The following is an 11,852-nucleotide window of genomic DNA, read 5'->3' on the forward strand; positions in this document are numbered from 1 at the left end:
TCAGTGCACCACAGAGTTAGAGAATAAGTTCATCACCACGACACCGCCCACAATCATAGCGATACCAACCACAGCTGCTGTATCAAGACTTTGCTTAAAAAACATCAAGCCAACGAACGATGTCAGCACAATTCCTAATCCACCCCACAGTGCATAAGCAATACCAAGCGGTATGGTTTTGATGGTTTGTGTCAATAAGTAAAATGAGATGGCATAAAGCACACCCATAATCAGCGTCGGCACCAAACGCGTAAACTGCTCTGACTTGACTAAAAAGGTCGTGCCAACCACTTCGCAAATAATGGCGATGGCTAGATAACCGTAGGCAATAGTGGTGGGACTCATAATTAGGTTACCTGTTTAAAGTTGATCACATATTAATAATGTATATACATTAAAGAAACCATACGGTCGGTATTCTATAGAAATATTCTAGCAATGTGAAGGGCTGTTTCTGATTTTTTTGTTTCGAGGGAGGTACAGATTGTTTTACTATTCAAAAAGATAGGCGACTTGTCTAATCAAATTACCGCTAGATTTTATATCCAACTTACATAAATAAGGGTTTTGACCACTTTTAGCCATTTTTAGCCCATTTAGAGATTTATCGATTGAATTGAAGACACGCCCTAGTCAGCAAATAATATTTTAGCGGTCAAAATCTGCCAAAACAGCCCGCTTTATAAGGGCTTATTGGTTATTTTTGACAGTTAACAACAATATTTATAATTAATGGCATAATAAGGTTGACAGCCTATAACAACTTGGCTAAAATGTGCCCCACATAACGCAAACAAGACAAGCAATAGCGCTTATCTAACTTATCGTTATACCAACTTATTCTCCAATAGCTCAGTTGGTAGAGCAACGGACTGTTAATCCGTGTGTCCCTGGTTCGAGCCCAGGTTGGAGAGCCATATACTAAAAACCTTCATCATTATTTGATGAAGGTTTTTTTATGGTTGCCGTTTTCAATTAAGAGGATAGCCGCAATCTTAGAGCGTGTCCTCATTTTAAAAGTGGTGACAAAAATGAGATAAATTGCCGTCAGACAAGGACAGTAGCACAAATAATATCGAGATATTAATAAGCTATTTGACGATGTTTGGTAAAATTTAGCCATTTTTAGCCCATTTAAAGGTTAATAGATTGAATTGAGGACACGCCCTAGTACGATTGGCATGGCTACGGTGTTCTTTTAGGCATTTTTGTTGTATGGTAAGGATAGTTTTGATTGGGTTAGTTTTTGTCTGAGTGCTTTACTCCTACTCACTAAAAATAATGGTTTATTATGATACCTGTACGTGTGAAAAATAAGTTTTCTGATCATCCGCAAAAAATCATGCGCCCGATCAGTATTCGTTTGTCTGAAGAGATGATTTCGCTATTAGAAGCCACTTCAAAAGAGTTGGGGTTTAAACGCATCCAAGGGCTTATTCGTTTATATATTCGCCAAGGGCTTGACCGCGATCATCAAGACTACACCCTAGCCCATGACGAGGTGTTCATCGAAAGCCTGCGTAAACGCGGAGTCAGCCAGCGTATTATTGATGAGGCCATTGTTGTGACCCACAATAATAATATTACTCACTCACTATCTGAGCTGCAAGAAAATGACCAAGCTCATGACTGACTATTCAAACAGTCGTTAGCTGTTACTGCTGTTAATAAAAAAGACTGAGTGCTGTTAAGCAAACTCAGTCTTTTTTTGTGGGCGTAATAAAAATATACCTATTTTGCTTGCGATACAGCATTTAGCGATAATTAAACACAACCTCTCATCAAACGAGGTATATTAAGAAAAAGCTCATTATTTTGTTGTCATTCTTTATTATCCATAAAGATTTTTAAGGAGGTGTACGATGGCGAGTTTACATCAACGCTTGAATAAAGCTTTGTTATTGACGATTGCCTTAGCGATACTACCAATCGTTTCTGGTTGCTCACAGCCAACCGCTGATCCAACCAAAAAAACCATACCGACCAACTCTGACCAGTGGCAGAAAAAACTCGGCACCACTTTTGAGCAGTTACCTCAATCTGAGCAGCAATTACTCAGCCGCTACATGTTGCGAATGAAACTCAGCGGTGCATATGAGTCGGGGGCGATGCCGCGTACCACTATCAAGCAAGCCCTTGTGCAACAGCGTGAATACGAACGACTACATCCAAACAATCCAACAGGTAAAAAAAGCCCCATCGTCAGCAGCCAGCCAGCTTATAGTGCCAATGCGCAAAACTACCCTGTCGCTCTACTACCAGTCAAAACCAGCGATAGTGACAGCTTAAATCAAGTAAAACTGCAGTTTATGCTCTCTAATCACGGCAAGGTCGCCATTCGAAGCTTTAAGGGCACACTGACCATGCAAGATGCTAACTTGGCGCAGGGCAAAAGCTTTAAAGTACCACTAACACAGTTTGACCCGCCTATTAAACCAGAGCAGTCTGGCAAGATCATCATCGAGAGCAGTATTGAAGACATCAACGTTATGCGTGCCATTAAAAACACCAAAGACTTGACCATCATGATCAGTAAAGGCACATTGATATTGGAGAATGGGCAGGAAATTAAGTTTGATGAGTCGTTAATGAAATAAAAAAACGCTACAGAATATTTATAAAATAATAGGATAAATATCCAGCATAAAAAAAGCCCCAATCATCACTGATTGGGGATTTTTTTGAATTTGGAGGAGACGGAGAGATTCGAACTCTCGAAGGGCTACAAACCCTTGTCGGTTTTCAAGACCGGTGCATTCAACCACTCTGCCACGTCTCCATTTGTGCATTATTATAACGATATAAAATAAAAATGCAACAAAAAAAGCCGCAATCATTAATAATGATTGCGGCTTTCGAATTTGGAGGAGACGGAGAGATTCGAACTCTCGAAGGGCTACAAACCCTTGTCGGTTTTCAAGACCGGTGCATTCAACCACTCTGCCACGTCTCCATTTGTGCGTTATTATAGCGATATAACATAAGAATGCAAGCAATTAATTGCACGAATTTAAATTATTTTGATGCTATCGTTGATTCAGTTTAAAAAAGAGTCAAGGCAACTGCATGCAGAGGTATATATGATACTTGCAGCGAGGTTAGCGCGGTCACTCTATTATAGAGAATTGACGATAGGTTTTTTATGAGAAGCCAGATGTAGACACATATCTAGTAATCTATTGGCATAACCCCATTCGTTGTCATACCATGCAAAAACCTTGTACTGGCTACCCACTTGCATGAGCTGCTGACCATCAATGATCAAAGACTCAGTCTGATGGATAAAATCGCTAGAGACCAGTGGCTCATCCGTATAAGCCATGATGTCACGCAAATGTGCCTGACTGGCAGATTTGAGTGCCTCGCGGACTGCCTCGACAGACACATCGGGCGTATCAAAAACAAAAGTCACATCAATAGCTGCGACATCAATGGTAGGTACGCGTATCGAATGCCCATTTATCTTGCCTACCATAGCAGGTAGCACACGCTCTGTCGCCGCGATACTGCTAGAGGTGGTCGGGATAATGTTGTAACCAGAAGCTCGTGCGCGTCTTGGGTCACGGTGCGCTTGATCAAGCACTGTCTGATCAGCGGTGACAGCATGAATCTCCGTCATCATCGCTGACTTTACCCCAAATGCGGTATCAAGCGTCGCAATCAAGGGAACCAAGGCCTGCGTGGTACAAGAAACGCTCGATATAATCGGCAACTCACGTGTTAGCTCATCAGTATTAACGCCCATAACGATACAAGCATCGACATCATCGAATGGCGCTGCGCCGATAATCACCTGCTGCGCGCCAGCCTCTATGTGCAGTTGTGCTTGCTCATAAGAGCGAAAATGTCCGGTACACTCTAGCACCACATCGACACCCAGCGCCTGCCAAGGCAACTGTACAGGGTTAGATTCTGAGAATAAATTGATACAGTAGGTATAATTGTTTTTTGTGAGACAAAGCTGTGTGGCGCTGTTATTGTTACCGTCATCGCTCGCTTCATCGTTGCTACTCGCCACAATATCAGCACTGACCCCAAGGCGACTTAGGCGACCATGCGTGCTGTCAAACTTTAATAAATGCAGCAAAATATCCGCTGGTGCTAAATCATTAATTGCCACGACATGGATCGCACGGCCTAATACCTCAAAGCGCTCTAGCAATGCCCGCAAAACGTTGCGTCCTATACGTCCAAAACCATTGATAGCAATCCTCAGTGGTTGTGTATGCTCACTAGATGCATGAAACGCCGCTGCTGCTACTGGGTCAGACGTTAATTGATAAGTGGCGCTCGAAAAATCAGGCATAAAAAGATATCGCTATAAAGGGATAAAAAATTGAGCACTACAAAGTCAGCGCTACAATGAGACAAAACCAACAAGTCGTTAATCGGCTCTAAGGATTGTTATATAAAAGCTAAATGGCTTTGGTGAATGCTTGAACCCTGAATTGTCATACTCAGTATCAAGACGCCATTCAGTATTAGGGCGTTATAAAAATCAGTGCCAAACGAATGGCATTGTAATCAATACTTTGCTTAAGATGATCGAATATTGGACGCAATTTAATACTGCCATCATCATTGAAATCATTTGGATTATTGGCGACTTTAATCGCGACGTAGACATTACCAACGGCCGTCATCACCTCATCCTCTGGACGCAAATGATCACAAGCGAGACTTGGATCTTGAGATTTTAGGTCAGCAATATGACGCATGATGGTCGATTGTGAAAGCTGACGGGCTTGTGAGATTTCTGCAATCGATAAGCTCTCCTCTAATAATAATCGCGTCGCAAGCAAGGTACTGTCTGACTTATCAGAAACTTGATTGCCCAGTTTCTGTTTTTTGTCTATTTGCGCTTGTTGTTGCTCGCGGCGCTTTTTTTGCAAAGTGGCATAAGCATCAATCACTGATTTACTCAGCGTACCACCCGATTTTAAAATAAACTTCTCATGTGCCTGCGTCATGCTCTCTTCATCAAGCATCGAATAATTGGCATCAGCTTCTTCTGACAGCACCAAAAACCGTTTGTCCGCGCCGCGTGCTAGCGGATCAAGCTGCAAACTCATGTCGTTCATACCGAGCAGCTGCAGACCAGCCAGCGACTTTAACCGTGACAATGCGACATAGCCTTGTCCAAGCTCAAAGGTGCGTGACAAATCAATCTCAGCGGCTTCTAGCGTCATGCCTTGTGACTTATGAATGGTAATTGCCCAAGCCAGACAAAGCGGTACTTGCTCATAGCTTGCTAGCACGTCACCGGTCTCATCTTCGATAATCCATTCTTCAGGCTCAGCGACAACTTCACGCCCTGAATTGAGCCGAACCACGGGCATTTTTTGCGTCGTTGGCTTTTTGGCTTTGGGTTTCTCTTTTATGGCTTTTTTACTTTTGCCTTTTACATTCTTATCAGTCTCACTTTCAGCACTGTCGTCATCGTCTGCGATTAAATCATCACTGCTGTCTTTGCTATCATCATTAATTTTTACTGCGGCAAAACCAATCAGCTCACCCATCGTACCGTTAGAGACGCCAAGTTCGGTATTGTTTTTGATAAACATCACCTTAGCACCGACTTTTAGTACCAAATCGTCTTGGGTACGTACCGTTTTTTTAAGGGTCTCAACCAATTTACTGTCGCCCGTAGACGTGGCGGTAAAGCGCATCATCTCGCCCTCTAACGCGGCAAGCTCTTTATCATTGATACTATTAACGTTGAGATTATGGGTATAAAGGCGGGTACGTTTGATATCGACATTTTGATCAAAAGTCGCCTCCAGCGCGGCAATCGATTCAAAAGTGACTTCCTGACGGCGAATTTGGTTGAGAATATCGTCCAAATCAAGCCCGCCATTTGCCGCTTCACTAACCTGCCTGTGTTGCTCAGACAGATAGCAAATATGGAACTTGGCATCAAGCCACGCTTCAGACATAAAGGCAAATTTTTCACGGTTGGTTTCACCCTTACTACCAATCGGTGGCAGCTGAAAAAAGTCCCCTGCCACGACCACTTGAATGCCACCAAAGGCTTTGTCATTTTTGCGGACATGCTTGAGTACTTGGCTGACCAAATTGAGCTGCTTAGCATGCAACATCGATATCTCATCAATGACCAATACCGCAGTATCTTTTAGTCGGTCTGCCAAAAACTGCTTGCGTGATAACGTAGTCAAATCGCGGTCGCTTAACTCATCTTTGATACCGATGCCGGACCAGCTATGAATCGTTGTGCCATTCATGTGTGTGGCAGCAATACCAGTACTCGCAGTGACGGCGACAGGCACACGGCGCGCACGCAGGTAGTCGATATATTGATTGAGAGTATAAGTCTTACCTGAACCTGCTGAGCCAGTCAAAAAGACATTTTGACCCGTTTTTAAGATATCAAGAGCAGAAGATTGACGCATATATCTAAACCAATTAAGTTAATAGTAATAAGAAAAACAGCTTAAGAGCAAATAATAAGAGAAAAAGCTGCCAACAATTATAGCAGCTACTTGCGTTTTGCGGACGACTTTAACCCTGATAAGCCACATAACTTAAAGTTATACGATACGAAATATATCATTATAAAAAGTCATTATCGCTCATCGCTAAAGCTCAGTACGATAGGGTCATAGCTTGGTCAGGATGGCCAAATATTTATGCTTAAGTCGTTTGTTCTTAACTAGCCATAATACACAACAAGGAGTCGTTAATGTTATACGCCTATCCCAATACTGAAAATAGTCCTGTTCAATTCCGCAAAAAATATGACAACTTCATCAATGGTGAGTGGGTCGCACCAATCGATGGTGAATACTTTGACAACTCAAGTCCAATCGATGGTAAAACCTTCTGTCAGATTGCGCGCTCTAAAGCTGCCGATGTCGAAGCGGCGCTAGATGCCGCTCATGCAGCAAAAGACGCATGGGGCAAAACTAGTGTCACTGATCGCTCTAATATGTTGCTCAAACTTGCTGACGGTATCGAAGCCAATTTAGAGGCAATCGCTATCGCTGAAAGCTATGAAAACGGTAAACCAGTTCGCGAAACCCTTGCCGCTGATATCCCAATCGCCATTGACCATTTGCGTTATTTTGCGGGCGTTATCCGCGCGCAAGAAGGCGGCATTAGCCAAATTGATGAAGACACGGTTGCCTATCATTTTCATGAGCCGCTTGGTGTCGTTGGTCAAATCATTCCTTGGAACTTCCCTATTCTAATGGCGATTTGGAAAATTGCCCCAGCCCTTGCTGCGGGTAACTGTATCGTCCTCAAGCCTGCCGAGCAAACGCCAGCTTCTGTTTTATACATGCTTGACATCATAGGCGCGGCGGATATTTTACCGAAAGGCGTACTAAACGTCATTAACGGTTTTGGCGTTGAAGCTGGTAAACCAATCGCTTCCAACCCACGTATCGATAAAGTATCCTTTACGGGTGAAACCACCACTGGTCGCTTAATTATGCAATACGCCAGTGAAAATATCATTCCAGTCACGCTAGAGCTGGGCGGCAAAAGCCCAAATATCTTCTTTGCTGATATCATGGACGAAGACGATGACTTCTTAGACAAAGCAGTCGAAGGCTTGGTCATGTTTGCGCTAAACCAAGGTGAAGTTTGTACTTGCCCATCACGCGCCCTCGTACACGAAAGCATCTATGATGAATTCATGAAACGCTGTATCGCTCGCGTAAAAGCTATCAAAATGGGCAACCCGCTTGATACCGACACCATGATTGGCGCGCAAGCCAGCTCAGATCAGTTAGAAAAAATCCTATCTTATCTCGATATTGGCAAGAAAGAAGGTGCAAAAGTCCTTGTGGGCGGTGAACTTGCCAAACATGATGGCGATATGGCAAACGGTTATTATGTGCAGCCGACTATCTTTGAAGGCACGAATGATATGCGTGTGTTCCAAGAAGAAATCTTTGGCCCCGTACTCGCTGTCACCACTTTTAAAGACGATGAAGAAGCGATGGCGCTAGCCAATGACACTTTATATGGTCTTGGTGCTGGCGTCTGGACGCGTAATGGTACTCGTGCTTATCGTTTCGGTCGTGGCATCAAAGCTGGCCGCGTTTGGACGAATTGCTATCATCTCTATCCTGCGCATTCTGCGTTTGGTGGCTATAAGCAATCTGGTATTGGCCGTGAGAACCATCTGATGATGCTTGATCATTATCAACAAACCAAAAACATGCTGGTCTCTTATAGTCCTAAAGCGATGGGCTTCTTTTAATTCTGTTTTTCAAAGCACTTTATGGCAAAAGCGTAAAATGCGACCTCGATGCTCGCCGAGCATCTTAATGTAAAGAACGATGACAAGGAGTTACAACGTGAGTAATAAAATGAAAGCGGCCGTGCTGCATGAATTCGGACAACCTTTAGAAATTGAAGAAGTAGATATTCCAACCGCAGGTGCTGGTCAAATCGTCGTAAAAATGCAGGCATCAGGTGTCTGTCATACCGATTTGCATGCCATTGAGGGCGATTGGCCAGTCAAACCTAGCCCACCTTTTATCCCAGGTCACGAAGGCGTTGGTCTTATCACTGCCGTTGGCGAAGGTGTCACTCACGTCAAAGAAGGCGACCGAGTCGGTATCCCTTGGCTCTACTCTGCTTGTGGACACTGTACCCATTGCTTAGGTGGTTGGGAAACCTTATGCGAAAGCCAACAAAACTCTGGTTACTCTGTAAACGGCAGCTTTGCAGAATATGTACTAGCAGATGCCAACTATGTCGGCATCATTCCTGAAAGCGTTGACTCTATTGAAATTGCACCAGTGTTATGTGCAGGTGTCACGGTCTACAAAGGTCTTAAAATGACCGACACCAAGCCAGGCGATTGGGTTGTTGTTTCAGGTATTGGCGGACTCGGTCATATGGCAGTTCAATATGCCATTGCGATGGGATTGAACGTTGCTGCTGTTGATATTGATGACGAAAAACTGGCATTCGCTAAAAAACTGGGCGCCAAAGTCACTGTCAATGCGAAAAATACTGACCCTGCTGAATATCTACAAAAAGAAATCGGCGGTGCTCACGGTGCGCTCGTGACAGCAGTATCCTCAAAAGCCTTTGATCAAGCACTAGGCATGTTACGACGCGGTGGTACTTTGGTCTGTAACGGTCTACCAACGGGCGAATTCCCAGTATCTATTTTTGATACTGTTTTAAACGGTATTACCATTCGTGGCTCAATCGTTGGTACGCGTCTCGACTTGCAAGAGTCGCTAGACATGGCAGCAGCAGGCAAAGTAAAAGCCACCGTTGCCGCTGAGCCACTAGAAAATATCAATGATATCTTTGATCGTATGCGTGATGGCAAAATCGAAGGTCGCATTGTCATTGACTATAGTCTGTAGCAACCATTATCTAGCCACATGCTTTATGATATTTTGAGATTCATAACATCGTCTCAATGACTGGCTAGAGTAATCATCAGTAAAGGGTCGTATCGTTTTCAACCACATATGATAAATCATGTGAGTGAATATGATGCGACCCTTTATTTTCTATTCAGTATGATTATGAAAGACATTCGTTCGGGTCTAACGATAAGGAAATCATTATGAAAGTCACGGCAACAGAGTCCTGCAAAGCATTAATCGACTTACTAAAATCTAAGCACGGCGAGCTGATGTTTCATCAATCAGGCGGCTGCTGCGATGGCAGTTCACCCATGTGTTATCCATTGGGCGAATTTAAAGTAGGCGGACAAGACGTACTCATCGGTGAGCTGGTTGGCTGTCCATTTTATATGGGTAAAGCTCAGCATAAGCTCTGGCAACATACCGATCTAACGATAGATGTGGTCGATGGACGCGGAGCCAGTTTTTCGCTTGAAATACCAGAAGGTAAGCGCTTTATCGTACGTTCAGAGATATGTGCTATATAAGTTTAAATAGTATCCACCAGCGTTTTAACGACCTAGTATTGTTTTGCCATGCCATATGTTGATCGATAAACACCCCTTAGTCATTTTTATTTTATTATTCCAGCAAAATAATAGATACTGTAATGCGTACCCTATTTCAATAAACGCGTTTTAACGAGCACGTTTTACTCAGCATGGATGCTAGAAGGAATGTAAAATGGAATTTGATAAAAAATTTGATTACGTCATCGTTGGTGGTGGTTCAGCTGGCTGCGTACTTGCTAGCCGATTAACAGAAAACCCAGACATTAGTGTCTGTTTATTAGAATATGGTGGTGAAGGCAAAGACCTTGCTGTCCGTGTCCCTGCCGGACTGATTTTGATGGTGCCAGGCAAGCCGCTGAAACTGAATAATTGGTGCTTTCAAACTACGCCGCAAGCGCATCTGAACAACCGTCGTGGCTTCCAACCACGTGGTCAATGCTTGGGTGGCTCATCGGCTATTAATGCCATGATTTATACGCGTGGTAGTGCGCTCGATTATGAACGTTGGGTTGAGCAAGGCTGCGAAGGCTGGGGATTTGATGATGTACTGCCCTACTTTATCAAAGCAGAAAATAATATTCATGGTAGCGGCGAGCTACATGGTGATAGCGGACCGCTGCATGTAAGTGACTTACTGAGTCCGCGTGATATCTCCAAAGCATTCGTAGAAGCCGCCATCACCAATGGTTTAGATCATAATCAAGATTTTAATGGCGAAAAGCAAGACGGTACAGGGCTATATCAAGTCACCCACTTTCATGGCGAAAAACAAGGTCAACGCTGCTCTGCGGCAGCGGCTTATCTACATCCAGTACAAAACCGATCAAATCTGACCGTCATCACCCACGCCCAAGCCAACCGCGTCATCTTTGAAGACAAACAAGCCGTTGGTGTCGCTTATGAAAAAGATGGCGTCGAGCATGCGGTTATGGCGCGTCATGAAGTGATATTATCTGGGGGCACTTTTGGCTCACCCAAAGTCCTGATGTTGTCAGGTATTGGACCTGCTGAGCATCTACAATCGCATGGCATCGACGTCGTGGTAGATGCGCCCGATGTTGGTGGTAATCTACAAGATCACTTAGATGTCGTTTTTGATTACGAGGTCAATACCACTGACGTCATCGGTATTGGTATGGCGACAATTTCGACATTGACCAAAAGTATTCGGCAGTGGAGAAAGGATGGTACAGGACTCTTGTCTACCAACTATGCTGAAGCGGGCGCGTTCTTTAGTGTCGGTGATGATCCAAAAGAGTGGCCAAATACCCAACTGCACTTTGTCATATCCCGCGTGATTGAGCACGGTCGTGATCTCAGACGTGGCTTTGCGGTCTCTTGTCACAGTTGCTACCTACGCCCTGAAAGCCGCGGTACGGTCAGACTGGACTCCGCCGACCCCTCAGACGCGGTATTGATTGATCCAAACTACCTCTCGCACCCAAAAGATGTGGAATATATGATTGCAGGCGCGGAGCGTACGCGCGCCATCATGCAAGAATCACCCATCGCCAAATATATTACTGAAGACTACCCTGCTCCCTATATCGAAAAAGACGGTATGCTCGGCTATATTCGCAACAAGTCAGATACCATTTATCATCCTGTCGGCACTTGCCGTATGGGTTCAGATGACCAGTCCGTGGTTGATTTGCAATTAAAAGTACGCGGCGTAAATGGCTTAAGGGTCATCGATGCCTCAATCATGCCGACTTTAATCAGCGGTAATACCAATGCGCCAACGATTATGATTGCCGAAAAACTCGCAGACCTTATCAAAGCAAATCATGGTCATATCGAATGATATCACGCCATAAAACATGGGAAGATATGCCTATTATAATTAGTATTTTTATTTAAGAAGCTTATATATTAAAACTTTATATTCAATAAAATGAAAATAAGCGAATTATATAAAACTTTAACCTTTGTTTTTTCGTGA

The 11,852-nt window shown here is 43.8% G+C and carries 9 protein-coding genes and 3 tRNA genes; 7 read left to right on the forward strand and 5 right to left on the reverse strand.

Annotated features, from left to right (window positions below; translation table 11 throughout):
- Positions 1 to 345 carry a DMT family transporter gene (locus tag JFC08_RS00670; protein ID WP_198329327.1) on the reverse strand — a complete coding sequence of 115 codons (345 nt, stop codon included), beginning with the start codon at positions 343 to 345 and terminating at the stop codon, positions 1 to 3.
- 496 nt (positions 346 to 841) lie between these two features.
- Here JFC08_RS00670 and JFC08_RS00675 point away from each other — a divergent pair.
- The 3 genes from JFC08_RS00675 (at position 842) to JFC08_RS00685 (ending at position 2,597) form a co-directional block, all read left to right on the forward strand.
- Positions 842 to 917 (forward strand) — tRNA-Asn (locus tag JFC08_RS00675).
- 374 nt (positions 918 to 1,291) lie between these two features.
- Positions 1,292 to 1,633: a hypothetical protein gene (locus JFC08_RS00680; RefSeq protein WP_055125114.1), complete on the forward strand. Its 342-nt coding sequence runs from the start codon at positions 1,292 to 1,294 to the stop codon at positions 1,631 to 1,633.
- Between the two features lie 229 nt (positions 1,634 to 1,862).
- A complete protein-coding gene (locus tag JFC08_RS00685) occupies positions 1,863 to 2,597 on the forward strand; it encodes a hypothetical protein (protein ID WP_198329328.1) in 735 nt (244 codons plus the stop codon).
- Between the two features lie 91 nt (positions 2,598 to 2,688).
- On the opposite strand, the gene JFC08_RS00690 is transcribed toward JFC08_RS00685, so the two are convergent.
- The 4 genes from JFC08_RS00690 to JFC08_RS00705 all read right to left on the reverse strand — a co-directional run bounded on the left by JFC08_RS00690 (position 2,689) and on the right by JFC08_RS00705 (position 6,410).
- Positions 2,689 to 2,779 (reverse strand) — tRNA-Ser (locus JFC08_RS00690).
- 83 nt (positions 2,780 to 2,862) lie between these two features.
- Positions 2,863 to 2,953: transfer RNA gene (locus tag JFC08_RS00695), tRNA-Ser, on the reverse strand.
- Between the two features lie 162 nt (positions 2,954 to 3,115).
- Positions 3,116 to 4,306, reverse strand: coding sequence for a type I glyceraldehyde-3-phosphate dehydrogenase (locus tag JFC08_RS00700; RefSeq protein WP_198329329.1), 1,191 nt, complete (start codon positions 4,304 to 4,306; stop codon positions 3,116 to 3,118).
- Positions 4,307 to 4,481: 175 nt separating this feature from the next.
- Positions 4,482 to 6,410, reverse strand: a complete 1,929-nt coding sequence (locus JFC08_RS00705) for an AAA family ATPase (protein WP_198329330.1) — start codon at positions 6,408 to 6,410, stop codon at positions 4,482 to 4,484.
- A gap of 290 nt (positions 6,411 to 6,700) precedes the next feature.
- Here JFC08_RS00705 and exaC point away from each other — a divergent pair, with 290 nt between their 5' ends.
- The 4 genes from exaC (at position 6,701) to JFC08_RS00725 (ending at position 11,714) form a co-directional block, all read left to right on the forward strand.
- On the forward strand, positions 6,701 to 8,227 hold the full coding sequence (exaC, locus tag JFC08_RS00710; protein ID WP_198329331.1) for an acetaldehyde dehydrogenase ExaC: 1,527 nt from the start codon (positions 6,701 to 6,703) through the stop codon (positions 8,225 to 8,227).
- Positions 8,228 to 8,324: 97 nt separating this feature from the next.
- Complete coding sequence (gene adhP, locus JFC08_RS00715) at positions 8,325 to 9,353, forward strand: alcohol dehydrogenase AdhP (protein WP_198329332.1); 1,029 nt, start codon at positions 8,325 to 8,327, stop codon at positions 9,351 to 9,353.
- 206 nt (positions 9,354 to 9,559) lie between these two features.
- Positions 9,560 to 9,886 carry a DUF779 domain-containing protein gene (locus JFC08_RS00720; RefSeq protein WP_055125119.1) on the forward strand — a complete coding sequence of 109 codons (327 nt, stop codon included), beginning with the start codon at positions 9,560 to 9,562 and terminating at the stop codon, positions 9,884 to 9,886.
- 196 nt (positions 9,887 to 10,082) lie between these two features.
- Positions 10,083 to 11,714, forward strand: coding sequence for a GMC family oxidoreductase (locus JFC08_RS00725; protein ID WP_198329333.1), 1,632 nt, complete (start codon positions 10,083 to 10,085; stop codon positions 11,712 to 11,714).
- The last annotated feature ends 138 nt before the right edge of the window (positions 11,715 to 11,852 follow it).

Source organism: Psychrobacter cibarius (assembly GCF_016107535.1).
GTDB lineage: Bacteria > Pseudomonadota > Gammaproteobacteria > Pseudomonadales > Moraxellaceae > Psychrobacter > Psychrobacter cibarius.